At 66.3% G+C, this 24,282-nt stretch carries 17 protein-coding genes and 1 tRNA gene; 10 read left to right on the forward strand and 8 right to left on the reverse strand.

Translation table 11 applies throughout. The features are described 5' to 3' along the window. Positions 1-726, reverse strand: coding sequence for a chitin-binding protein (locus tag HNP02_RS27140; protein WP_184443717.1), 726 nt, complete (start codon positions 724-726; stop codon positions 1-3). A 773-nt stretch (positions 727-1,499) separates the two neighbouring features. Then, positions 1,500-1,820 carry a hypothetical protein gene (locus HNP02_RS27145; RefSeq protein ID WP_184443718.1) on the reverse strand — a complete coding sequence of 107 codons (321 nt, stop codon included), beginning with the start codon at positions 1,818-1,820 and terminating at the stop codon, positions 1,500-1,502. A 344-nt stretch (positions 1,821-2,164) separates the two neighbouring features. On the opposite strand from HNP02_RS27145, the gene HNP02_RS27150 reads away from it, so the two are divergent. Further along, complete coding sequence (locus HNP02_RS27150; protein WP_184443719.1) at positions 2,165-2,401, forward strand: hypothetical protein; 237 nt, start codon at positions 2,165-2,167, stop codon at positions 2,399-2,401. A 148-nt stretch (positions 2,402-2,549) separates the two neighbouring features. Here the strand turns inward: HNP02_RS27150 and HNP02_RS27155 are convergent, their stop codons facing one another. The 4 genes from HNP02_RS27155 to HNP02_RS27170 form a co-directional block, all read right to left on the reverse strand. Next, the gene (locus tag HNP02_RS27155) at positions 2,550-3,104 is read right to left on the reverse strand and encodes a hypothetical protein (protein WP_184443720.1); all 555 of its coding nucleotides are present in this window, start codon (positions 3,102-3,104) and stop codon (positions 2,550-2,552) included. Continuing rightward, on the reverse strand, positions 3,101-4,705 hold the full coding sequence (locus HNP02_RS44135; RefSeq protein WP_184443721.1) for an exonuclease domain-containing protein: 1,605 nt from the start codon (positions 4,703-4,705) through the stop codon (positions 3,101-3,103). The genes HNP02_RS27155 and HNP02_RS44135 overlap by 4 nt, the downstream gene beginning before the upstream one ends. Before the next feature lie 664 nt (positions 4,706-5,369). Continuing rightward, positions 5,370-5,442 (reverse strand) — tRNA-Arg (locus tag HNP02_RS27165). Positions 5,443-5,525: 83 nt separating this feature from the next. Continuing rightward, positions 5,526-6,215 (reverse strand): HAD family hydrolase, encoded by a 690-nt coding sequence (locus tag HNP02_RS27170; protein ID WP_184443722.1) that lies wholly within the window; start codon positions 6,213-6,215, stop codon positions 5,526-5,528. A 134-nt stretch (positions 6,216-6,349) separates the two neighbouring features. Here HNP02_RS27170 and HNP02_RS27175 point away from each other — a divergent pair, with 134 nt between their 5' ends. Genes HNP02_RS27175 through HNP02_RS27190 form a run of 4 tightly spaced genes read left to right on the forward strand, consistent with a single transcriptional unit; the run spans position 6,350 to position 13,911 of the window. Continuing rightward, entirely contained in the window at positions 6,350-7,837 is a 1,488-nt protein-coding gene (locus tag HNP02_RS27175) for a wax ester/triacylglycerol synthase family O-acyltransferase (protein ID WP_184443723.1), read from the forward strand. Next, positions 7,834-9,522, forward strand: coding sequence for an HAD-IB family hydrolase/lysophospholipid acyltransferase family protein (locus HNP02_RS27180; protein ID WP_184443724.1), 1,689 nt, complete (start codon positions 7,834-7,836; stop codon positions 9,520-9,522). The genes HNP02_RS27175 and HNP02_RS27180 overlap by 4 nt, the downstream gene beginning before the upstream one ends. Continuing rightward, the gene (locus HNP02_RS27185; protein ID WP_184443725.1) at positions 9,519-11,861 is read left to right on the forward strand and encodes a glycerol-3-phosphate 1-O-acyltransferase; all 2,343 of its coding nucleotides are present in this window, start codon (positions 9,519-9,521) and stop codon (positions 11,859-11,861) included. The genes HNP02_RS27180 and HNP02_RS27185 overlap by 4 nt, the downstream gene beginning before the upstream one ends. A 34-nt stretch (positions 11,862-11,895) precedes the next feature. Beyond that, positions 11,896-13,911 (forward strand): cytochrome c oxidase assembly protein, encoded by a 2,016-nt coding sequence (locus tag HNP02_RS27190; protein ID WP_184443726.1) that lies wholly within the window; start codon positions 11,896-11,898, stop codon positions 13,909-13,911. An 89-nt stretch (positions 13,912-14,000) separates the two neighbouring features. Here HNP02_RS27190 and atzF read toward each other — a convergent pair whose 3' ends face one another. Then, a complete protein-coding gene (gene atzF, locus HNP02_RS27195; RefSeq protein WP_184443727.1) occupies positions 14,001-15,626 on the reverse strand; it encodes an allophanate hydrolase in 1,626 nt (541 codons plus the stop codon). 169 nt (positions 15,627-15,795) lie between these two features. On the opposite strand from atzF, the gene ssb reads away from it, so the two are divergent. From ssb to HNP02_RS27220, 5 genes are all read left to right on the forward strand, one after another. Further along, positions 15,796-16,263 carry a single-stranded DNA-binding protein gene (ssb, locus tag HNP02_RS27200; protein WP_184443728.1) on the forward strand — a complete coding sequence of 156 codons (468 nt, stop codon included), beginning with the start codon at positions 15,796-15,798 and terminating at the stop codon, positions 16,261-16,263. A 75-nt stretch (positions 16,264-16,338) separates the two neighbouring features. After that, on the forward strand, positions 16,339-18,012 hold the full coding sequence (gene ettA / locus HNP02_RS27205) for an energy-dependent translational throttle protein EttA (protein ID WP_184443729.1): 1,674 nt from the start codon (positions 16,339-16,341) through the stop codon (positions 18,010-18,012). Positions 18,013-18,148: 136 nt separating this feature from the next. Continuing rightward, positions 18,149-23,011: an NAD-glutamate dehydrogenase gene (locus HNP02_RS27210; RefSeq protein ID WP_184443730.1), complete on the forward strand. Its 4,863-nt coding sequence runs from the start codon at positions 18,149-18,151 to the stop codon at positions 23,009-23,011. Next, on the forward strand, positions 23,008-23,421 hold the full coding sequence (locus HNP02_RS27215; protein WP_184443731.1) for a thioesterase family protein: 414 nt from the start codon (positions 23,008-23,010) through the stop codon (positions 23,419-23,421). The genes HNP02_RS27210 and HNP02_RS27215 overlap by 4 nt, the downstream gene beginning before the upstream one ends. Beyond that, positions 23,418-24,107: a hypothetical protein gene (locus HNP02_RS27220; RefSeq protein WP_184443732.1), complete on the forward strand. Its 690-nt coding sequence runs from the start codon at positions 23,418-23,420 to the stop codon at positions 24,105-24,107. Before HNP02_RS27215 ends, HNP02_RS27220 begins: the two co-directional genes overlap by 4 nt. On the opposite strand, the gene HNP02_RS27225 is transcribed toward HNP02_RS27220, so the two are convergent. Continuing rightward, positions 24,104-24,262 (reverse strand): hypothetical protein, encoded by a 159-nt coding sequence (locus HNP02_RS27225; protein WP_184443733.1) that lies wholly within the window; start codon positions 24,260-24,262, stop codon positions 24,104-24,106. The two genes, HNP02_RS27220 and HNP02_RS27225, sit on opposite strands and share 4 nt — an antisense overlap. Positions 24,263-24,282 lie beyond the last annotated feature (20 nt).

Genomic DNA, 24,282 nt, shown 5'->3' on the forward strand with positions numbered 1-24,282 from the left:
TTACAGCGGGATCCAGATTCCGAAAAAGTAGAAGCCCCAACCATTTTGGTTCCAATCCCATATTGGGTTCTCGTCGTAGCCCCAGTAGTTGATCGGGCCTTGGTTCCACTGTCCGCCCGGGGGAGGGAACGGTCCGCCCCACCCGGCGCGCGGGGGTGCTCCCCAGCCCCACGGCGCTGCTCCATCGCCCCACGGTTGGCCATGGAAGCCTCTGTAGGCGTCATCGGGTCGTGGTCCGAAGTCACCGGGTCCACCGGGTCCGCGGAAGTCGCCGGGGCCACCCGGACTGCGGAAATCGCCTGGTCCACCGGGGCCACGGTCGTCGCCGGGACCACCCGGTCCGCCGGGCCCGCGGAAGTCGCCGGGACCGCCGGGTCCGCCAGGGCCACGGTCGTCGCCGGGTCCGCCAGGACCACCCGGTCCGCCGGGACCGCGGAAGTCGCCGGGGCCGCCCGGGCCACCGGGACCCTGTGGCGGACCGCCTGGTCCACCCGGGCCGCGGTTGTCACCGGGACCACCCTGCGGCGGGCCACCGGGACCCTGATGTGGGCCGCCGGGCCCCTGTCCTCCACCTTGGCAGATCGGCGGCACGCAGCCGCCGCCTCCGCCGCCTCCGCCGCCTCCTCCGCCCGGTGCCGCGTATGCGACTCCCGAGCTGCCCCCGATGAGGGCCAGTGCTACGCCGCCGGCGAGTGAAACTCCCGCAACGGCTGTCTTCAGGTTCATCGTGCTACTCCTAAGCCCGGAGGCATCTACTCCGATTCATCCCGACGGCTCGACGTTATGTAGCCAATCTAAGATTGATCCATGTGTCTGCTGTGCGCGGGCTGTGCGCGGAGTTAACCTGCTGCTGAACAGCCCTTTTCGCCCTCCGGATTGGGCCCGTCGGGCAGCGCTCATCCGAGCTCTTTGATTCGCAGAGTCCGATCACGATGCCCAGGGCCCGAATGGACGGCATAGTCGTCCTCGTGCTGCGAAGATGCCAAGCGTCGGAGAAGACACTTACGACCGCACGGAACGGAAGGGCACGATGATCGTGAACCGCGGACTGACCGCAGCCGTAGTCGCCGCTGGGGTTTCCTTGGGGCTTGCTAGCCCGGCATCTGCTGACGACTTGAGCGGCACGTATGCGTTGAACCTCCTCGGCGCCACCCCGGGACCTCATACCAGTTGGATCGCTAGTTCAACGTGTGCACCTTCGGGCGGGTGCGTCGCGCACATCACCAGTTCAAGCGGATGGAGCGGCGACGCGCAGCTCGCGGGGGATCGTTGGACGATGACGGTCGACAGACCCGACGGCCAAAGCTGCCCCGACGGCACTCGTCACTCGGAGTCACAGACATGGTCGTGGGACGCTGCAGCGCTTACCGGCCAAGTCAGCGGTGTTTCCACGGACCCCGCCGCGTGCCCACAGACTGGCCCCGATTCGTTCACTCTGACGAAGATGCGTAGCGGTCCCGGCACCATCACGTAGTGGCCAGCGCCGCTGGAAGAGCTGTTCAGTCGACGTAGATGACGTACGTGCCGTCTTCGTCGCGCGATACCGAAGACTCATCTGTGTTGACCCAAACGCGGGGATCGTCCTGTCCGCCTAGGTATGCGTTCTGCAAGCCGCCTCCCGGTTGCATGTACACCGACCACTGCTCTCCGGACCCCAGGGCGGACGCGACGGTCACGACTTCTGTGCCGTCGGCGCGGCGGATCGACAGCGTATGAGCATTGATGTCGTGTTCGGACATCTCCACTTCATCGTCAGTGATCTCTCGGTCCGAAACCAACTCTGCTAGATCGTCATCGGGGTCTGGCTGATCGTCGGGCATGTGACCGCACGCTACCAACGGCCCTGGAACCGCGTGGCATTGGAGTTCTCGGTGAGCACGACGGGGCCGTCACGTTGCTTCCTGGCGTGGTGTGACCTACGTCATTACATTGTGACCTGGCTCACGGCACCGGACTCCGTGATTGTCGAACCTGGTGGTAATACCATTGAAAGAAAAGACCAATAGCGGCGGGTCTGGCAGCTCTGCGTGAGCTCGTGACGCCGCAACCCATAGCGCGGCCGTCATCGGCCGGTCGTGGTCGGTGGGTGACGGTTGCCGTCCCCGCATGAAGAGACGGCAATTGCGTTGCCCGCCAATCGCGATGGAAATTCTCGGAGGTCGAAATGTACAAGTCCATCAAGCCAATCGCTGCCGGAGTAGGCGTTGCCGCACTGCTGGCACTGGGACTAGGCGTCGCCACGGAAGGGTCGGGCTCGTCCACCAGCAGTTACAGCAGCGGCGGTACCGCTGGAGAAACCATCACGATGAGCCCCGATGCGACCACGCTGGACACCGCCTCGTTCGTGCCGGCGGAGAAGGCGGCGGCACCCTGCGGATTCGCTCAAAGTGGCGGCTGCTGAACGGATCAGTGCGTCGACGCGCCAGCTCGTCGCGGATCCGCTGCTCCCGCGTCTCGGGTCCGACCCAGGGCGGCGCACTACATCGTCGCAGCCTTGAGCTGGCCGTAGTCGCCGTGCGGACGTGGACGCTAGCAATCGAACAGGGCTACTAGCTTTCGCGGCGGTCTCGAAGTACCAATGGGAACGGGCGCTGGTCGAGTTCGTCTCTGCGCATGAGACGTTGTCCCTCGATGGACTCCCAAATGAGTGCCATCGCTTCGAGCCACCTTGCGATACTGAGCGCCGGTGCAACCTTCTTTGGCGCAAGTGCATCCACTGGCGGATGCGCAAGATCGATAGCCTTCGGCGTACGTGGCCAAGCTGGGGCGACAAGTTTTGATTTGGATTTAGCCGCTTCCAGCTCAAAAAGAGCTTGCAAGCAAACGATTTCGGATTCGACGGCCGCGACAGTCTGGGCAAGATCGACATGCCCGAGGTGCGTCCGAGCGGCAGCTCTGGAGCACTCACGATTTCCCGTCGGCGTCGCAACCAAATACCGGGCCTGAGTGAGCAGTTTCAGCTTCTCACCTTCGTCGGCATTGAAAACCCACGCCCCGCACATTCGACTCAACCCACCCGGGTCTGCGCTCACATCGACCTGCCGCACGATGGTGTCGGTGGCGGCAGCGTCGACGATCGCAATGGACTGGTAGGTGGTGTTCATGACGCGTGTTCCTTCGCCGTGCAGTCAGGGCATTTCACCGGACGGCGGCCGCGCGTTCGGGGGCGTTCCCACTGCGTACCGCAGTCGACGCAGATCAAGACCACGACCGATATCTGTGGTCCGACAGGGCGTTCCGTCGCCGTCTCGCCACTCGTCTCAGGTTGAAGAAGGGCACTCCGCGAGCATTCAACGCATACGGAGCGCTGAGTCCGCCGTGGTGCCATCCACGAACTCCCGCAATCGACGCATACGAGGGCCACGCCGCTGGAAGCGACACATGTCGACTTCACGCCGGTGCCAGTTTCAAGCGCAGTCACGAATTCGGAGAACGTGCAGACAGGGATCCCCCACTTGCGGGCATTGCGGGCCTTCGCCGAGCGGGAATCGCCGTCAGCTGCCACGACCAAATCGGGCCCCTTCATGGTGACTGAGCGAGCCACGACGAGACCCTGTTGTTTCGCCATGGTCTCCTGAATGTCACGGCCGACCAACTCGCCGTCGAGCATGCCCTGGCCGGTGAAGCAGACCGAGACGCCTGCGACCAAGACCACCTTGCCTACTGCTGCACGGAATGGATCGATGCGGTTGCTCACTGTTTCGACGTCGATGTCCAAGAGCGCTGCAGCGCGACACAGATGGTTGTGCTCATCGTCGGTGACGACCTGATCCTCCACCGCGGCTTCGACGAGACCGTTCATGAACTCGCGGTGCGCCCGCGCGACTGCTCTGTCATCAAGCCCCAGATCGCTGGCAAGGGCACGCAGTTCTCGCCGCTCATCGGAGGTGATGCAAAGGTCCGCCATCGCGGTATCGAGGAGCAGTACGTAAGGGGCGACGTCTGCGTTGGTGTGCACGCCACGCGCAAGCGCGGCGAGATAGGGTGCCGGCGGAAGGACTTCGATGTGTCCTTCCCGGGGCTGCACGCGGAGCGGCGTGACATGCAATGGGCGGGCGATCGCGGGACTGCAGGTGTCCGAATAGTGATGGCGGGTGGCGAACAACAAGCGCTGGGTCGCACGCGCATCGGCTATCGCACGGTGAGCGTCGTCGAGCGCGATGGCGTGGTCCTCGCACGCCTGAGCGAGCTTGCAGCGGGTCGCCCGAAGCGTGTCCAAACCAACACCCCAGTCGATGTCGATCCCGGCGCGGGTCAGTTCGTTGCCGATCATCCGCATATCGAATTGAACGTTGTGACCGGCAATTACAGCGCCGTCGAGGCGTGACGCCACGTGATGTGCCACATCGTCGAAGGTGGGGGCGCCTCGCAGCATCGCTACATCGATACCGTGGATCCAGGTAGCGCCGACATCTCTCTGCGGCTGCACCAGTGTCTCGAATTCGTCATGAATCCTGCCATCGCAGTCGACCGTCAGAATGGCGATCTCGACGACTCGGTCCACGTTGTAAACACCCGTCGTCTCGACATCAACGACAGCGATGCGGCCGTCACGTCCGATTATGTGTTCAAGGCCAGCCATGGTTCGCGGAGCACCACCGGTTGGAGACGGCGTCGACGTCTGCCTAGTCCACTGTTGTCCATCCCACCATCGAATGTCAGCTTCAGCCCACGGATCTTCGTACCATCCCGCAGCTATCCCCACAGCGTCCCCCTGCTCTCGGCAACGCCAACCTACAGAAGGTCTGTGACATAGCGGAGCACTTCGGAGCAAATTCCATACCGTCCGCGCGGTAATCGACGTGCGGCACAGCTTGGAGGTGGCGTCATCCCAGAGTCGTTACTGAGATGGCTCCATCGACCCGTTGCCTCCAAAATCCGGCTTGGTGGGTCGTTACGGATCGATGTGATATAGCGGTTGACCAAGCGGGGTAGGTGGAAATGCGTTTGGGTCAATGGGGTAGCAACGTCCCACGGACGCACATAGCCCGTGACCTGACCGAACTGGCCGAACGTGGTCTGTGGGGCGGATTGAAAACAGCGGTCCCAGTGCCATCCGGGCGGATCGGACCGTCACAGTATTGAGCGAACACCTGCGCTTCGCAGCCCGCTGACGCTGGTGCGGCGAAGCCAATGCCCGTTGCGGCAAGCGCGGTGCCAAGGACGACAAATTTGGCCTTCATCGCAGATCTCCCCGTAGCAAGTATCGCTGCACAGCAAACCGTAGGGGTTTAACTGTCTCTGAGGGCAGGAACGGCTCGACGCGCCCCCGACTCCGAACGCACCGGCACGACCTGTCAAGGATCAGCCGAACGTCAGCCATCACCCGAAGCCGGAATGTCAAACATCGCCAGAGGTATTACTAAGAGCGCCCCCGGCAGGGATCGAACCTGCGGCCAACCGCTTAGAAGGCGGTTGCTCTATCCGCTGAGCTACGGGGGCCAGCGCACACACTTTAGCCAAAACCCCGCCAACGTATGGATGGGTCATCCATGACGGTTGTTACGCCGACGGAGACTGATCGATCAATGACCAGGCTGTTGCCCGACCGAGTTCGCGACGACCATGCCCTCGACAAGATGTAACCGGGTTTGGTGGACGTCGGTCAGGGGCGGTAAGAGCAGTGTGGCAATGCCCAGGGCGACCGCGGCGCCGTCATGAGAGGCACGGTCGCCGACCATCAGCGTTTCCTGCGGCGTTGTGCCCAGTTTCTCGAGCGCGATCTCAAAGAAGGCAGGATCGGGCTTCTGGACACCCTGTTCGTAGGAGAGAACGTATTCATCGATCGAGGTATCGAGTCCCTGAGCGGCAAAGACTGGCCGAAGGTCGAAGTGGATATCGCTGATGACACCGACCGTGATGCCAGCGCCCGCCAGTCGGCGGATGGTCGGCGCGACGTCGAGGGCGAACTCGTTGTAGGACGGGTCCGATTCGACGGTGTACGACGCATCGGCAAGCTCGCCATCCAAACCCGCGTCGGTGAACACGTCGTAGTAAGTGCGCCGGTGTGTTGCGATGCTGGTATCGCAGTCCGGCGAGGCGAGCCGATCGGGATGTCCCGCAGCGCTTCTGATCGCATCCCACAGGACAGCGGTCGCATCGTCGTCAGCGGCCCGACCGAGAAGGTTCAGCGCCTCGCGGGCCCAATCGTGGGGGTCCAGCACGGTCACCAACGTGCCGCGCCAGTCGAACAACACTCCGCACAGTGGAGTCATTCAGCTAGTGCTACCAGAGTTCCAGCTGCGCTCGACCAGCTATCCGAAGCCACGTGAATATAAAGCCACGTGCCATCGGGCAGCGGACTAGCGTGGAGACAGCATTTTGGCGACCTGGAGGAGAGCGACAAAGTATGAGCAACGTGCCGGAGTTGGATGCGGCCGGACTCCCCGAGGAGCTGACTCCGTTCGACCAGTTGCTGCACCGCGGGGAGGCCAATCCGCGCACCCGTTCGGGGATCATGGGCATCGAGCTGCTCGACGTCACACCCGACTGGGACCGCTTCCGCGGCCGGTTCGAGAAGGCCTCGCGCAAGGTGCTTCGGCTGCGGCAGAAGGTCGTCATGCCGACACTGCCGACCGCAGCGCCGCGCTGGGTGGTCGACCCCGACTTCAACCTCGACTTCCACGTCCGCCGCGTCCGGGTGCCCGAACCCGGCACACTGCGCGAGGTGTTGGACCTCGCCGAGCTTGCCCTCCAATCGCCGATGGACATCTCCCGCGCGCTGTGGACGGCGACGCTCGTCGAAGGCCTCGCCGACGGCCGCGCCGCCACGATGCTGCACCTGAGCCATGCAGTCACCGACGGCGTCGGCACCGTCGAGATGTTCGCCAACATCTACGACCTCGAACGTGACCCCCCACCCACCACCGAATCCGTACCGCTGCCCATCCCGCAGGATCTCTCGCCCAACGACCTCATGCGACAGGGTTTCAACCGGCTGCCCGGCTCCATCGCCGGGAGCATCCTCGGGGCGCTCGGGGGAGCGGCGCGCGTGACGGGACGGGTGGTCCGCGACCCCGTCTCCGCCGTCGGCGGCGTGATCGACTACGCGAAGTCCAGTGCCAGGGTGATGTCGCCTGCGGCCGAGTCGTCGCCGCTGCTGCGCCGGCGCAGCCTGACCACGCGCACCGAGGCGATCGACATCAAGCTCAGCGATCTGCACAAGGCCTCGAAGGCGGCCGGTGGCTCGATCAACGACGCCTACCTCGCCGGTCTGTGCGGGGCGCTTCGGCTCTACCACGACGCCAAGGGCATCCCCATCGAGACGCTGCCGATGGCCGTGCCGGTCAACACGCGCTCGGACTCCGATCCCGCGGGAGGCAATCGGTTCGTCGGCATCAACATCGCTGCGCCGGTGGGCGTCGTCGACCCCACCACGCGCATCCAGAAGGCCCGTGCGCAGATGACCAGCAAGCGCGAGGAACGCGCGATGGACATGGTCGGTGTCATGGCGCCGGTGATCAGCCTGCTGCCCGACGCGATCCTCGAGAGCGTGGCCGGGTCGATCGTCAACTCCGACGTCCAAGCCAGCAATGTGGCTCTCTACCAGGGCGATACGTTCGTCGCCGGTGCGAAGATATTGCGGCACTACGGAGTTGGGCCGCTGCCGGGTGTCGCGATCATGGCGGTGCTGATTTCGCGTGCCGGGTACTGCACCATCACCACCCGCTACGACAGGGCAGCCATCACCGACGCCGAACTGTTCGCCCGCTGTCTGCTGGCCGGTTTCGACGAGGTGCTTGCGCTCGGCGGCGACGGACGGTCGGCGCCGGCGTCGTTCGACCAAGCCCCGAGCGAATCGTCGTCCACCTCGCCCAATGGGAGTGCCGCGCAATGAGTTCGCAGAATGGACAGCCCGCGCGTCGCGGTGACAGGCGCACCGCCCGCCTGCCCGGTTCGATCGCCGAGATCGAGGCCAGCCCGCCGGGCCCGGAGGTGGGCGCCTTCTTCGACCTCGACGGCACACTGGTCGCCGGGTTCACCGGCGTCCTGATGACACGGGATCGGTTGCGCCGCGGGCAGATGAGCGTCGGCGAGTTCATCGGCATGGTGCAGGCCGGACTCAACCATCAGCTGGGCCGCTCGGAGTTCGAAGACCTGATCGGCAAGGGCGCCCGCATGCTGCGCGGCTACTCCCTCAGCGATCTCGACGAACTCGGTGAGCGCCTGTTCGTCCAGGACATCCAGAGTCGTATCTATCCCGAGATGCGGGCCATGGTGCGTGCTCACATGGCCCGCGGTCACACCGTCGTCCTCAGTTCGTCGGCGCTGACCGTTCAGGTCGAACCCGTCGCCCGGTTCCTTGGCATCGACAATGTGCTGTCCAACAAGTTCGAGACCGACGACGACGGCCTGATCACCGGTGAGGTTGCCAGGCCGATCATCTGGGGGGCGGGCAAGGCGAGGGCCGTCCAGGAGTTCGCCGCCAAGAACGGCATCGATCTGGCGGACAGTTACTTCTACGCCGACGGCGACGAGGACGTCGCGTTGATGTATCTGGTCGGCCACCCGCGGCCGACCAACCCGGCCGGGAAGCTGGCCGCCGTCGCCGCCAAGCGCGGATGGCCCATCCTGCGGTTCACCAGTCGGAGCGGCAGCAGCCCCGTATCGCAGCTGCGCACCGTCGCAGGCATCGCATCGATGGTGCCGGTGGCTGCAGGCGCCCTCGGAGTTGGGCTGCTGACCCGCAACCGGCGCAGCGGCGTCAACTTCTTCACCTCGCAGTGGAGTCGGCTGTTGATGACGACGGTCGGCATCGACCTGAACGTTCTTGGTGAGGAGAACCTCACCGCCCAGCGGCCTGCCGTCTTCATCTTCAACCACCGCAACCAGGCCGACCCCTTCATCGCGGGCAGGCTGATCGGCGACAACTTCACCTCGGTGGGCAAGAAGGAACTCGAGAAGGACCCAATTGCGGGGACCCTCGGAAAGTTGATGGACACCGCGTTCATCGATCGGGACGATCCGAAGGCCGCCATCGAAAGTCTTGGCAAGATCGAAGAGCTTGCGCGCAAGGGCCTTTCGGTCCTCATCGCGCCTGAGGGTACGCGTCTGGACACCACTGAGGTCGGCCCGTTCAAGAAGGGACCATTCCGGATCGCCATGTCGGCCGGAATTCCCATCGTGCCCATCGTGATTCGCAACGCAGAAGTGATCGCCGAGCGCAACTCCAGCACGTTCAATCCGGGTACCGTCGACGTCGCGGTGTTCCCGCCGATCCCGACCGACGACTGGACGACCGAGAACCTGGAGGAGCGCATCGCCGAGGTGCGCCAGCTCTACCTCGACACCTTGAAGGACTGGCCGCACGACGAACTGCCCGACGTGGCCCTCTACGCCAGGATCAAGACGGCACCGGTAAAGAAGGCCGCTGCCAAGACGCCAGCGACCAAGGCGCCCGCCAAGAAAGCCGTCGCCAAAACGCCTGCGAAGAAGACTCCCGCCAAGAAGGTTCCCGCGAAGAAGGCTGCCGCACAGCCGAACCCGGCCAAGACCACCCGAACCACGAAGGGTCGGCCGTGAAGGTAACCGCCGAGTCGCTCCACAGCTTCATACCCACGGATGATGCCCTCGTATTGGCGTCGGTGGACTCGCCAGCCGAAGTCCAGATGCTCGACGACTGGCTTGGCCAGCAGCGGCGCGAGCACCCCGACGCGCGCATCGAGGTGCTGCAACTTCCCACCGACGACGATCCGCCGCCGGCCGTCCTTGCCCGGCTCGTCGAACTCCTCGACGTCGACGAGGACCGGTCCGTCGTACCCGTTCGTGTGTTCTGGATTCCTGGCGGCTTGCCTACCCGGTCCAAAGTGGTGGCGCTTCTATCCGGCCGGGACACCTATCGCCCCCCGAAGTTGTTGCAGCGCGGCATCTTGCGCAAGGACCCCGCGCGCGCCCGCGTGGTGGCGGGTGAGCCGGCGAAGGTGTCCGAACTCCGGCAAAACTGGAGCGACACCACCGTCGCCGAGAACCCGCGTGACTTCGCGCGATTCGTCATGCGTCGCGCCGAGCTTGCCATCGAGCGGGTGGAGCTGCGCCTCCTCGGGCCCGAGTACAAGTCGCCGCGATTGGTGAAGCCGGAGATGCTCGCGTCAGCCCGTTTTCGTGAAGGCCTCGAACAGATTCCGGGCGCCACCATGGAAGACGCCGGCGCGATGCTCGACGAGCTCGCGACCGGCTGGAGTCGGTTCTCCGTCGACCTGATTCCCACACTTGGCCGTGCGATCTTCAGCAGGGGCTTCGACCCCAAGGTCGACTACGACCAAGCTGAAGTCGAGACGATGCGTGTTGCGCTGGAGGATCATCCGGCAGTGTTGCTGTTCTCGCACCGGTCCTACCTCGACGGCGTGATCGTGCCCGTCGCGATGCAGGAGAACCGGCTGCCTCCGGTCCACACATTCGCCGGAATCAACCTGTCGTTCGGCTTCATGGGGCCGTTGATGCGCCGCTCGGGCGCGATCTTCATCCGCCGCAAGCTCGACGACCCGCTGTACAAGTACGTGCTCAGACAGTTCGTTGGTTACATCGTGGAGAAGCGGTTCAACCTCAGCTGGTCCATCGAGGGCACCCGCTCTCGCACCGGAAAGATGTTGCCGCCCAAGCTCGGACTGCTCAGCTATGTCGCCGACGCCTACCTAGACGGCCGCAGCAACGACATCTTGCTGCAGCCGGTGTCGATCAGCTTCGACCAGCTGCACGAGACCGCCGAGTACGCCGCGTATGCCCGCGGCGGCGAGAAGACGCCCGAGGGAGTCTCCTGGCTGTACAACTTCATCAAGGCGCAGGGCGACAGGAACTTCGGCAAGATCTACGTCCGGTTCCCCGAAGCTGTGTCGATGCGCGAGTACCTCGGCGAGCCGCACGGGTCGATGACAGAAGACCAGGCCGCCAAACGCCTTGCGATGCAGAAGATGGCCTTCGAGGTCGCTTGGCGCATCCTTCGAGCCACCCCTGTCAACGCGACCGGTTTGGTGTCGGCGCTGTTGTTGACCGCGCGAGGCGTCGCGCTGACCCTGGGCCAATTGCACCACACGCTTCAGGACTCACTGGACTACCTGGAGCGCAAGCAGACCCCGATGACCAACAGCGCGTTGCGGCTGCGCACCCTCGACGGAGTACGCGCCGCCGTTGACGCGTTGTCCAACGGTCACCCCATTACCAGGGTGGACGGCGGGCGGGAACCGGTGTGGCGCATCGCCCCCGAGAACGAACACGAGGCGGCCTTCTACCGGAACACCTTGATCGACGCCTTCTTGGAGACCTCGATCGTCGACCTGTCACTCGTTCACGCGGAGCACGCCGATGGTGATCGGCTTGAGGCGTTCTGGGCACAGGCGATGCGGCTGCGCGACCTGTTGAAGTTCGACTTCTACTTCGCCGATTCGGCGGCGTTCCGCGAGCACGTCGCCGAGGAGATGTCGTGGTTCGACGACTGGGAGGACAACGTCGCGGCCGGAGGCGAGCGGATCACCACCATCTTGCGAGCCAAGCGCCCCCTGATCGCCGGTGCCATGCTTAGGCCCTTCTTCGAGGCCTATGAGATCGTCGCCGACGTGCTCAGGGGCGCTGCTCCCGACATCGGCGAGAAGGAGCTGACGAAACTCGCCCTTGGCGTCGGCCGCCAATACGTTGCGCAGGACCGCGTGCGCAGCAACGAAGCGGTGTCCGCGTTGCTGTTCGCCACCGCCCGGCAGGTGGCCGCCGACCAGCACCTACTGGAACCGTCGGCGGACCTCGACGAACGGCGGGAGATCTTCGTCGCCGAACTGCGCGGCATCCTGCACGACATGTCCGAAGTCGAGCAGATCTCGCGGGAGCAGTTCGCCCAACGCGAGCTGGCCAGGCGCTCAGCGGGCGGCGGCTGACGGGGCGCAAGTCGCGCCGCAATACGCTGTTGTCATGACGACGGTCGCGTCTCCGGTGCGCAACGCCCGTACCGCCACGGTGTGGCCGGTGCTCGTCGGGGTCGGACTGCTGGCGGGCATCACTGCCGCGGGTATCGCCGGGTTGTCGGTCGCCGACGCGCTGACCGCCACCGGACTGCCCAATCCCGGACCGGTGACCAGCTACGGGCTGCCGTTCTTCCGGGCTGCGGGTGAGATCGCGGCCGTCGTGGCGGTCGGGTCCTTCCTCCTTGCGGCGTTCCTGGTGCCGCCGCAGTCCAACGGCGTCCTCGACGTGTCGGGCTACCGCGCGCTGCGAGTGGGCACCTTCGCGTCGGGCGTCTGGGCGGTGTGCGCGGCGATGTTGGTACCGCTCACCGTCTCCGACGTCACCGGCCAGCCGCTGGCGAGCAGGCTCAGCCCGGCGGACGTCTGGTCGGTGGCCGGTCTGATCGAGGCCGCGGGCACCTGGCGGTGGACAGCGCTACTCGCGGCCATCGTCACGGTGATCAGCATCCCCGTGCTGCGCTGGTCGTGGACGCCGCTGCTGTTCGCAGGCGCACTCACCACCCTGCTCCCGCTCGCCCTGAGCGGTCACTCGTCGGCTGGCGGGTCGCACGATCTGGCCACCAACAGCCTGCTCATCCACCTGATCGCCGGCGCGGTGTGGGCCGGTGGCCTGTTGGCGCTATTGGTGCACGCCATGCGTGACGGCGCCCATGCCGACCTGGCCGCGCGCCGGTTCTCCGCAATCGCCCTGTGGTGCTTCGTGGCGATGGCCCTCTCTGGCGTCGTCAACGCGTTCGTGCGAATCAGGCCCGGCGACCTGGTGAGCAGCAGCTACGGCTGGCTGATCATCGGCAAGACGGTCGCGCTGTGCACGCTCGGCGTCATCGGCTGGCAGCAGCGGCGCCGTGGCATCGCCGCCCTCGTGGCCAACCCCGACGACCGGCGGCCGCTGATCCGGCTGGCGCTGATCGAGGCGCTGGTCTTCGGTCTGACATTCGGCATCGCCGTCGCGCTCGGGCGCACGCCGCCTCCTCCGCCGCCGATCTTCAACCCGTCGATTCCGGCGATCGAGATCGGCTACGACTTCGCCGGTCCGCCGACGCTGGCACGCGTCCTGTTCGACTGGCGGTTCGACCTGATCTTCGGTACCGCCGCCATCGTGTTCGCGGTGCTGTACCTGTTCGGGGTACGCCGCTTGCGCCGCCGCGGGGACGCCTGGCCGACCGGCCGGATCGTCTCTTGGCTGTGCGGATGCGCGGCACTGCTGTTCGCCACGTCGTCGGGCATCGGCCGCTACATGCCAGCCATGTTCAGCATGCACATGGCGGCCCACATGCTGCTCTCGATGCTGGTGCCCGTGCTGCTGGTGCTTGGCGGGCCCGTCACCCTGGCTCTGCGCGCGTTGCCCGCCGCGGGGCGCAACGATCCGCCGGGCCCTCGGGAATGGCTGCTTGCGGCGCTGCACAGCCGGGTATCCAAATTCCTCACCAACCCGATCGTCGCGACGGTGCTGTTCGTCGCGGGCTTCTACGGCCTCTACTTCGGCGGCATCTTCGACGCGGTGGCAGGCAGCCACTCCGCGCACCTCGCGATGAACCTGCACTTCCTGCTGACCGGCTACCTCTTCTACTGGGTGGTCATCGGGGTCGACCCGACGCCACGGCCCATCCCGCCGCTGGCGAAGCTGGGCGTGGTGTTCGCATCGCTGCCGCTGCACGCGTTCTTCGGCGTGCTGCTGATGGGCAGCGACACCGTGCTTGCCGGCAGTTTCTACGAGTCGCTGAAGCTCTACTGGCACACCGATCTCATCGGCGACCAACGCCTCGGCGGCGGAATCGCCTGGGCGGCAGGCGAAATCCCGCTGGTGCTGGTGTTGATCGCCCTGTTGATCCAGTGGACCCGCAGCGATCGGCGCGACGCCAAACGGCTCGACCGTGCCGCCGACCGCGACGACGACGCCGACCTGGCGGCCTACAACGCGATGTTGGCGCAGATGGCCAAACGCGACGCGGGTTCGCGCTGACGCCGAGCGCACGCTTGTTGTACGCATCGCGCGAGTGGGCCCTGCAAACAACCGAACTTTCGGCGGGGTGGTTGGGTGCGGTTGGCGCGCTAGCCGACCGCACCCGCAGCGACCGCCGCGGCCCAGCCACCGAAGTGGCTGATGTCCACGCCCGCGTCGGCGGCGCCGCCGTCACACCCGAACGAGGTCCGCCACGTGCCGTCGTCGAACTCGACCTTGCCGAGCTGCATCGGGGCGGGTAGCGCGACCAGGAACCGGCCGAGCGCCGCGGGGGAGAGCAGCCACCGATGTGCCGTCAATGCGGTACCACCGGAGTCGGGCACCCGCGTGATCGCCGGCTTGGGCGGTGTCGTCGGCAGCAGCGTCATCCGGTAGCGCGCGGACGTGGTCAGCTCACCCGCCCAGCGGGCGCCGACGTCGGTGAGCTGATGCACCAGTGGGCCGCCCGCCAGATGCGCGCCGAACACCACCAGCTCGGTGGCGTCCGCGGCGGTCAGCGGCCAAACGTCCTCCGGCGCTTCGACTCCCGATGCCAGCGCTGCGACGTCGAGTGCGACCGCGTCCTCGAACGCGCGTGCCAGCACGGTGACGCCGAACTGGGCGTCACCCGCCCTACCAGCGGGCACCGACACCGCGCACATGTCGAACAGGTTGCAGAAGTTCGTGTAGGTGCCCATCCGGGAGTTCACGCCGATGGGATCGGCGGCGACCTCGTCGAGCCTCGGGTGCATCGGCGCCGTCGGCACCAGCAACGCGTCGGCGCCATCGAGGGACGCCAAGGCGACGGTGCGCAGCCGCTGGACCTCGCGGCGGTCGCGGACCAGCTGGTGTGCCGGGATGTCGCGCGCTCCCGTGACGATCCTGCCCACCGTGGGGTCGACCGTGGCATCTGGGTTGGCATCGATGAATTCGCCTACGGCGGCATATCTTTCGCTGACCAGGGCGCCGTCGTAGAGCAGCTTGGCGGCGGCAAGGAACGGCGCGAAGTCGACGGTGACGATGCGGGCGCCTGCGTCGGTCAACGCGCCGACCGCGGTGTCGAACGCGGCGCGCCACTCGGCGTCGAGGCCGGGCAGCTCTGAGGGCACGGCGACGACGGGGTGGGGCGGGGCCGCCAGCTTCACGTCGGCCGGCCACGGGCGCTGTGGCGCGCCTGCAGCCATTACGCCCATCGCGCGGTTGGCGACCTCCAGATCGCGGGCGAAGATCGTGACGCAGTCATAGGATTCGCACGCCGGGACGACGCCGTCGGTGCCGACGACGCCGACGGTCGGCTTGATGCCGACGATGCCCTGCAGGCCGGCAGGTACCCGACCCGATCCCGCGGTGTCGGTGCCGATGGCGATGTCGGCCTCGCCGCTGGCTACCGCCACCGCCGACCCCGAGCTCGAGCCGCCGCTGATGTAGTCGGGGCGGCGACTGTCGGGCACCGCGCCGTGGGGCGACCGGGTGCCGACGAGCCCGGTGGCGAACTGGTCGAGATTGGTCTTGCCGACGACCACGGCGCCCGCTGCGCGCAGCGCCGCCACCGAGGCCGCGTCGTGGTCGGGGCGGTAGGCGAACTCCGGACAACCAGCTGTGGTCGGCAGCCCGGCGGCATCGACGTTGTCCTTGACCGCCAGCCTGAGCCCGGCGAGGGCGCCGCCGCTGCGCGTGCTCGCGGCCAGGTCGGATTGGACGTCGGCCTCGTCCCGGCGGTTGATCCACACCGTCATGGCGCCAAACCTAGCGGTCGACAGGTATCACCGCGACTCCACAGACCGAACTTCATCCACAGGCCGAGCCGCGGCTGGCATCGGGTGAGGTTCCGCCGTCGGCGCCGAGCGGTGGATTGGTCGTACCGGCGGTGCACACCGCGTCGCCGCAGTACGAGAGGAAGCACCAATGTTCGAGACCCCATTCACCATCGTCGGCAACATCGTGACCGATCCCGTGCATCGCCGCGTCGGCGAGCACGCCGTCGTCAAGTTTCGCGTGGCGAGCAATTCGCGTCGACGCACCGCCGAAGGAACTTGGGAGCACGGCGAGTCGTTGTTCGTCTCGGTCAGCTGCTGGAACCGGCTCGTCAGCGGCGTGGCATCCCTGGTCAAGGGTGATCCGGTCATCGTCGTGGGACAGGTCCACACCAGCGAGTACGACGACCGCGAAGGCGTCCGACGCAGTTCGGTCGAAGTGCGCGCCACCGCGGTGGGGCCGGACCTCGCTCGCAGCACGGTCCGGCTCGAACGGCTCAGGCGATCGAGCGAGGAGCAGCCGGCCGAGGTGTCCGACGACGTCGTCGACTCACCAGATGACGACGGGGTCTATCCCGATACCGATGAAGCGGTCGACGGACTACCACTGACCGCTTAGCGCCGACGGACCACGCCTAGGATGGTTCGCGGCGAAGAACGCGACGAACCAGTCCACGAAAGGCAACAACACGGCATGGCCGAATTCATCTACACGATGCGGAAGGTCCGCAAGGCGCACGGCGACAAGGTCATCCTTGACGACGTCACCCTGAACTTCCTTCCAGGCGCGAAGATCGGCGTCGTCGGTCCCAACGGGGCGGGCAAGTCGAGCGTCTTGCGGATCATGGCCGGTCTGGACATCGCCAACAACGGCGACGCGTTCATCTCGCCCGGATCGAGCGTCGGCATCCTGATGCAGGAGCCGCAACTCGACGAGAGCAAGACCGTCCGCGAGAACGTCGAGGAGGGTGTGCCGATCAAGGCGAAGCTGAATCGGTACAACGAGGTCGCCGAGCTGATGGCCACCGACTACTCCGACGAGCTGATGGAGGAGATGGGTCAGCTGCAGGAGGAGTTGGACGCGGCGGACGCCTGGGACCTCGACTCGAAGCTCGAGCAGGCGATGGATGCCCTGCGCTGCCCGCCGCCCGACGAGCCCGTCACCCACCTGTCCGGTGGCGAGAAGCGCCGCGTGGCGCTGTGCAAGCTGCTGCTCTCGGAGCCCGACCTCCTGCTGCTCGACGAGCCGACCAACCACCTGGACGCCGAGAGCGTGCTGTGGCTGGAGAAGCACCTGGCCGACTACAAGGGCGCGATCCTCGCCGTCACCCACGACCGGTACTTCCTCGACAACGTCGCCGAATGGATCCTCGAGCTCGACCGCGGTCGGGCCTACCCATACGAGGGCAACTACTCCACCTACCTGGAGAAGAAGGCCGAGCGGCTCACCCTGCAGGGTCGCAAGGACCAGAAACTGCAGAAGCGTCTGGTGGAGGAGCTGGCCTGGGTGCGCTCCGGAGCCAAGGCCAGGCAGGCCAAGAACAAGGCCCGCCTGGGTCGGTACGAGGAGATGGCTGCCGAGGCGGAGAAGACCCGCAAGCTCGACTTCGAGGAGATCCAGATCCCGACGGGCCCGCGGTTGGGCAGCCAGGTCGTGGACGTGGCGAACCTCGACAAGGGCTTCGACGGCCGGATCCTGATCAAGGACCTGTCCTTCACGCTGCCGCGCAACGGCATCGTCGGTGTCATCGGCCCCAACGGCGTCGGCAAGACCACGCTGTTCAAGACGATCGTGGGGCTCGAGGAGCCCGACAGCGGGATCGTCAAGGTCGGTGAAACCGTCAAGTTGAGCTACGTCGACCAGAACCGCGGCGGGATCGATCCGAAGAAGAACGTCTGGCAGGTCGTCTCCGACGGGTTGGACTACATCGAGGTCGGCCAAAACGAGGTGCCGTCACGGGCCTACGTCTCGGCGTTCGGGTTCAAGGGCCCCGATCAGCAGAAACCGGCTGGCGTGCTGTCCGGCGGCGAGCGCAACCGGCTGAACCTGGCGTTGACGCTGAAGGAGGGCGGGAACCTGATCCTGCTCGACGAGCCCACCAACGACCTGGACGTCGAAACGCTCAGCTCGCTGGAGAACGCCCTGCAGCAGTTTCCGGGGTGCGCGGTGGTCATCTCCCACGATCGCTGGTTCCTGGACCGCACCTGCACGCACATCCTGGCGTGGGAGGGCGACGACGACAACGAAGCCAAGTGGTTCTGGTTCGAGGGCAACTTCGGCGGCTACGAGGAGAACAAGCTGCAGCGGCTCGGTGCCGATGCCGCTCGTCCGCACCGGGTCACCCACCGAAGGCTGACGCGCGACTAATTATTCAGGGGACGATCCAGACGACCCTCGGGGAAAGATCAATCCGGCGGGGTAGGAGCGAAGCGACCCGGGGAAAGATTAGTGTCGCTCCTGCGTGCCAGCGTCGGTACGCGGGTGTGAGTCAGGAGCAAAAGGCATGACGGTGAATCCGAGCGGCGACGACTTCGACGGATCAGCCAGAACGACGGTGTTGCACAAGGACGCCAACGCCAAACTCGCCCGCGCGTATCTGCAGACCTATCAGGGGCCGCACGGTGATGCGCCGTCCGCCGATTCGGCGATTACTGCACCCGTCGACCAGTCGGTCGCGGGCAGACTGGTGTCGCCTGCGCTGCTGACCGCCCACAGCCGTCTGGGCTCACATCGCAGGATCGGCGAGACGAAGGTCGCGGTGTACGGCGCCGACGCCGCCGGCGGTTTCGGGCCCGCACTTCAACTGGTCACCGACCAGAGCCAGATGCTGATGGACTCCGTCACGGTATTGCTGCACCGGCTGGGCGTCGCGTACTCCGCGATCATGAATCCTTCGTTCCGGGTCCGCCGTGACACGTCGGGTCAGCTCGTCGACATGTGGCCTGCCGCCGACCCGGACGCACCCCGCGACGGCGTCGACGAGACGTGGATCCACGTCGCGCTGTCCCCGTCGGTGGACACCCGAAAGCTGACCGAGGCGGCGGAAACGCTGCCCAACGTGCTCGCCGACGCGCGGCAGGTGGCCAATGACTCGGCGGCGCTCAACGCCACCCTTGTCGGTCTGGCGAACACTCTCGACGCCGACCGCACCGGCCTCTTCCCGAGCTATGACCGTCGCGACGTCGCCGCGCTGCTGCGCTGGCTGGCCGACGGGCACTTCGTCCTGCTGGGTTATCAGCGCTGCGCGGTGCGCGACGGAGAGGCGTCGGTCGACCCGGCCAGCCGTCTCGGTGTGCTCCGCTTGCGCACCGACGCGTTCCCGCAGCTGACCGGTCCCGACGATCTGCTGGTGCTCGCGCAGGCCACGATGCCCAGCTTCCTGCGCTACGGCGCCTACCCCTTCATCGTGGTCGTCCGCGAGAACCACGGCGGGCAGGGCCAGGCCGTGGAGCACCGGTTCGTCGGCCTGTTCACCGTGGCCGCGACGAACGCCAACGTGCTCGAGATCCCACTGATCTCGCGGCGCGTCCACGAAGCCCTCGCATTGGCGCAGGGTGACCCCAGCCACCCTGGCCAGTTGATGCTCGACATCATCCAGACCATCCCTCGCTCGGAGCTCTTCGCACTCAGCGCCCGCGATCTGCTGGACATGGCAAGGGCGGTCGTCGATCTCGGCTCGCGGCGGCGCGCGCTGCTGTTCCTGCGGGCCGACCAGCTCGCCCACTTCGTATCCTGCCTGGTGTATCTGCCACGCGACCGCTACACCACCGCGGTCCGGCTTGAGATGCAGGACATCCTGGTCCGCGAGCTCGGCGGCGTCAGCATCGAGTACACCGCGCGGGTCAGCGAATCCCCTTGGGCGGTAGTGCACTTCACCGTTCGACTGGCTGCGGGATCGCGACCGGCCGACATCGACACGTCGTTGGTCAACGAGTCCAGGATCCAGAACCTGCTGACCGAGGCCGCCCGTACCTGGGGCGATCGCCTGATCGGCGCGGTGAAGACGGGATCGATCGGCCAGGCCGCCGCCGAGCACTACTCCGCTGCGTTCCCGGAGGTCTACAAGCAGGCCTTCGCCCCTGCGGACGCCATCGGTGACATCGCGATCATCGAAGAGCTGCAAGACAACTCGGTCAAGCTGGTGTTCTCCGAGGGCGGTGAGGGCCAGGCCGCCCAGCTCACCTGGTACCTGGGTGGACGATCGGCATCCCTGAGCGAATTGCTGCCGATGTTGCAGTCGATGGGCGTCGTGGTGCTCGAGGAGCGGCCCTTCACCGTGACCCGGCCCGACGGCCTGCCGGTGTGGATCTACCAGTTCAAGATCGCCCTACGGCAGGCGATTGCCGACGAGCATGACGTTGCGGGACGCGCGGCCACCGCCGCCCGGTTCGCCGATGCCGTCACCGCCATCTGGCAGGGCCGCGTCGAGATCGACCGGTTCAACGAGCTGGTGCTGCGCGCGGGACTCACCTGGCAGCAGGTGACCGTGCTGCGCAGCTACGCAAAGTACCTGCGGCAGGCTGGTTTTCCGTACAGTCAGTCGCTCGTCGAGACCGTGGTGAACGACAACCCCCACACGGCTCGCTCCCTCGTCGAGTTGTTCGAGGCACTCTTCGACCCGTCCGAGGACGCCGAGCACGACGCATCCGCCGCGGCGGCCGCCGTCGCCGCCGACATCGACGCGTTGGTCAGCCTGGACACCGACCGGGTGCTGCGCGCGTTCGCCTCCATGATCCAGGCCACGTTGCGCACCAACTACTTCGTGACGAGGGCCGGTTCGGCACGCGAGCAGAATGTGCTCTCGGTCAAGGTCAACCCCGGCCTGATCGACGAATTGCCGCTACCCCGGCCCAAGTTCGAGATCTTCGTGTACTCACCGCGAGTGGAGGGCGTACACCTGCGGTTCGGTTACGTGGCGCGCGGCGGACTGCGGTGGTCGGACCGTCGCGAGGACTTCCGCACCGAGATCCTCGGGCTCGTCAAGGCACAGGCCGTGAAGAACGCCGTCATCGTGCCCGTCGGCGCCAAGGGCGGCTTCGTGCTCAAGTCGCCGCCCGCCCCCACCGGGGACGCGGCTGTCGACCGCGACGCGCAGCGCGCCGAGGGAGTGGCCTGCTACCGGCTGTTCATCAGCGGTCTCCTCGACATCACCGACAACGTCGACACCGCCAGCGGTGCAGTCGTCGCGCCGGACCGCGTGGTCCGACGGGACGGGGATGACGCCTACCTCGTCGTCGCCGCGGACAAGGGCACCGCCACCTTCTCCGACATCGCCAACGACGTCGCCAAGTCCTACGGGTTCTGGCTCAGTGACGCGTTCGCCTCCGGCGGATCGGTGGGCTATGACCACAAGGCGATGGGCATCACGGCCAAGGGCGCCTGGGAATCGGTGAAGCGGCACTTCCGCGAGATGGGCATCGACACCCAGTCCGAGGACTTCACCGTTTCGGGTGTCGGCGACATGAGTGGTGACGTGTTCGGCAACGGAATGCTGCTGTCCGAGCACATCCGGTTGGTCGCGGCGTTCGACCACCGCCACATCTTCCTCGACCCCAATCCCGACTCCGCCAGTTCGTGGGTCGAGCGCAAGCGGATGTTCGAGCTGCCGCGCTCCAGCTGGGACGACTACGACCGCGCGCTCATCAGCGAGGGCGGCGGAGTGTTCAGCCGGGAGCAGAAGTCGATCCCGATCAGCGCGCAGGTACGTGAGGCACTCGGTCTGGCAGACGACGTCGAGGAGATGACGCCGCCCGCGTTGATGAAGGCGATCATGCTGGCGCCGACGGCCCTGTTCTGGAACGGCGGCATCGGCACCTACATCAAGGCGGAGACCGAATCGGACGCCGACGTCGGTGACCGCGCCAACGACTCGATTCGGGTGAACGGAAACCAGTTGCGCGCCAAGGTGATCGGCGAGGGCGGCAACCTTGGTGTGACGCAGCGCGGGCGCATCGAGTTCGAGTTGGCCGGCGGACACGTCAACACCGACGCACTGGACAACTCGGCTGGCGTCGACTGCTCCGACCACGAGGTCAACATCAAGATCCTGGTCGATTCGCTGGTCACCGCGGGCAAGGTGAGCGCCGAGGAGCGGACCGATCTGTTGATGTCGATGACCGACGAGGTCGGGCTTCTGGTGCTCGAGGACAACGCCGCCCAGAACGACCTGATGGGCACCAGCCGGGCCAATGCCGCCAGCCTGCTCACCGTGCACGCCCGTCAGATCAAGGGTCTGGTCGTCGAGCGCGGCCTCAACCGCGAACTCGAGGCGTTCCCGGCGGACAAGGAGATCCGCAGGCGCACCGAGGTGGGCGTCGGCCTGACCTCACCCGAACTGTCGACGCTGATGGCACACGTGAAGCTGCGGCTGAAGGACGAGTTGCTCGCCGGCGAACTGCCCGATCAAGAGGTGTTCGCCGCCCGGCTGCCCGAATACTTCCCGCGTCAGCTACGCGACCGCTTCGGTCCCGAGATCCGTACGCACCAGCTGCGCAGGGAGATCGTCACGACCATGCTCGTGAACGACCTCGTCGACACCGCGGGGATCAGCTACGCCTACCGCGTCTGCGAGGACGTCGGCGTCGGACCGGTCGATGCGGTGCGCGCGTATGTCGCCACCGACGAGATCTTCAAGGTCGGTGACGTCTGGCGGCAGATCAGGGCCGTGGGCAACGCCGGAGCGTCGGTCGCGGTGACCGACCGGTTGACGCTGGATCTGCGTCGCCTGATCGACCGCGCCGGGCGTTGGCTGCTCAACTACCGTCCGCAGCCGCTTGCGGTGGGCGCGGAGGTCAACCGGTTCGCCGCGAAGGTGGCCGACCTGACGCCGCGGATGTCGGAGTGGCTGCGGGGCGACGACCGGGCCATCGTCGCCAAGGAATCAAGTGATTTCATCGCACAGGGCGTCCCCGAGGACCTGGCGATGATGGTCGCGACCGGGCTGTACCAGTACAGCCTGCTCGACGTCATCGACATCGCCGACATCGCCGACCGCGATCCCGCCGAGGTGGCGGACACGTACTTCACGTTGATGGACCACCTCGGCGCCGACGCCCTGCTCACGGCGATTTCGCGGCTGGCCCGCGACGACCGTTGGCATTCGTTGGCCCGCTTGGCGATTCGCGACGACATCTACGGGTCGCTGCGCGCATTGTGCTTCGACGTGCTCGCCGTCGGCGAACCCGACGAGACCGGCGAGCAGAAGATCGAGGAGTGGGAGCTGACGAACAGTTCCCGCGTGACGCGGGCCCGCCGCACACTCGGCGAGATCGCCGAGGACGGCGAGAAGGACCTGGCGACTCTGTCGGTGGCCGCACGCCAGATCCGGAGCATGACGAGGACGAGCGGAACGGGCACGACCGGGTGACCCAACGGTTCGTGACGCCGGTGCCGGTGCGCTGGTCGGACATCGACATGTACCAGCACGTGAATCATGCGACGATGGTGACCATCCTGGAGGAGGCCCGCGTCCCGTTCCTGGCCAAGCCGTTCGCCGATGACTTCGTCACCACCGGTCTGCTGATCGCCGAGGTCAAGGTGACCTACAAGGGTCAGCTTCGGCTTGGGGATTCGCCTCTGCAGGTGACGATTTGGGTGAGCCGGCTGCGTGCGGTCGACTTCACGCTCGGCTACGAGGTGCGCTCGGTCTTGGCTGATCCGGACTCCAAGCCGGCGGTGATCGGGGAGAGTCAATTGGCGGCGTTCGACATCGAGGAGCAGAAGCTGGTGCGGTTGGCCCCGCACCACCGAGAGTATCTGCAGCGTTACCAACGGTGACCCAGCCCGAGCGCGACCGCGGCTTGTGGCTCGAGGACGCCGCACACCGAGAAGACCTGAGTACCTTCGTCGACGCCGCGTTGCGTCTCGACGACTCCAGCGTGATTCGGCTGCGAGAACGACCTGGCGGGCTGGTGGTCGCCTGGCTCGCAACCGGATTCGACGTGCTCGCCAGCCGCGTCGTCGGCGGCCGAGTGCGCCCGGCAGACCTCTCCGCCGGGGCCGATGCGCTGGCCCGTGCGCTGCCCCACATGGACCGTTCGGGTTACGTCGATCCCGGCTTCGCGATGGACTCGGCATGGCGCGGCGCACTGCCACCGGACAACGGGTTCGTCCACCTCGACGACGTGCCCGCCCGTGCGGTTCTCGACCTCGCGCAACGCGGGGTCGCATTGGCCAGGGAGCACAGCAGCGCGCACGGCCCGCCTGCGTCGTTGCTGGAGCAGGAGGTCGTCGCCGTCCGTTCCGGCGATACCGAAGTCGGCATACCGATGCGATGCGTATTCGCCCTGACTGCAATGGGATTCCTGCCGCAATCGAGAACCACGGGCGATGAGTTCGCGCCGGAATCGGTGGCGGCCGATGAGGTGGTGCGGGTGCGGGTACTGCCGGCCTGGCTGCGCATCGACGCGCGGTTCGGCACCGTGTACCGGCGCCGCGGCGACCCGGCCGTGGTGTTGCGTTAACCGCCCGTGAGTGCGACGTAGGCGGCGTTGAACTCCTTGACCTGTTCGTCGGTCAGCGACGGCCACTGCTTGACGCGGTCGATGATCTCCTTCGGCGGGTTGATCAACGGGTTCGACGCCGCAGTCGGGTCGATCTTGTTCAGTGCGTCGGTCATGTCATTCAGGCGGCCAATGT

Source organism: Mycobacterium sp. AZCC_0083, from assembly GCF_014202335.1.
Taxonomy (GTDB): Bacteria; Actinomycetota; Actinomycetes; order Mycobacteriales; family Mycobacteriaceae; genus Mycobacterium.

Coding starts and splice junctions, on each gene's coding strand:
- HNP02_RS27140 (WP_184443717.1), bottom strand. CDS start 726: ATGAACCTGAAGACAGCCGTTGCGGGAGTTTCACTCGCCGGCGGCGTA.
- HNP02_RS27145 (WP_184443718.1), bottom strand. CDS start 1,820: ATGCCCGACGATCAGCCAGACCCCGATGACGATCTAGCAGAGTTGGTT.
- HNP02_RS27150 (WP_184443719.1), top strand. CDS start 2,165: ATGTACAAGTCCATCAAGCCAATCGCTGCCGGAGTAGGCGTTGCCGCA.
- HNP02_RS27155 (WP_184443720.1), bottom strand. CDS start 3,104: ATGAACACCACCTACCAGTCCATTGCGATCGTCGACGCTGCCGCCACC.
- HNP02_RS27170 (WP_184443722.1), bottom strand. CDS start 6,215: ATGACTCCACTGTGCGGAGTGTTGTTCGACTGGCGCGGCACGTTGGTG.
- HNP02_RS27175 (WP_184443723.1), top strand. CDS start 6,350: ATGAGCAACGTGCCGGAGTTGGATGCGGCCGGACTCCCCGAGGAGCTG.
- HNP02_RS27180 (WP_184443724.1), top strand. CDS start 7,834: ATGAGTTCGCAGAATGGACAGCCCGCGCGTCGCGGTGACAGGCGCACC.
- HNP02_RS27190 (WP_184443726.1), top strand. CDS start 11,896: ATGACGACGGTCGCGTCTCCGGTGCGCAACGCCCGTACCGCCACGGTG.
- atzF (WP_184443727.1), bottom strand. CDS start 15,626: ATGACGGTGTGGATCAACCGCCGGGACGAGGCCGACGTCCAATCCGAC.
- ssb (WP_184443728.1), top strand. CDS start 15,796: ATGTTCGAGACCCCATTCACCATCGTCGGCAACATCGTGACCGATCCC.
- ettA (WP_184443729.1), top strand. CDS start 16,339: ATGGCCGAATTCATCTACACGATGCGGAAGGTCCGCAAGGCGCACGGC.
- HNP02_RS27210 (WP_184443730.1), top strand. CDS start 18,149: ATGACGGTGAATCCGAGCGGCGACGACTTCGACGGATCAGCCAGAACG.
- HNP02_RS27225 (WP_184443733.1), bottom strand. CDS start 24,262: ATGACCGACGCACTGAACAAGATCGACCCGACTGCGGCGTCGAACCCG.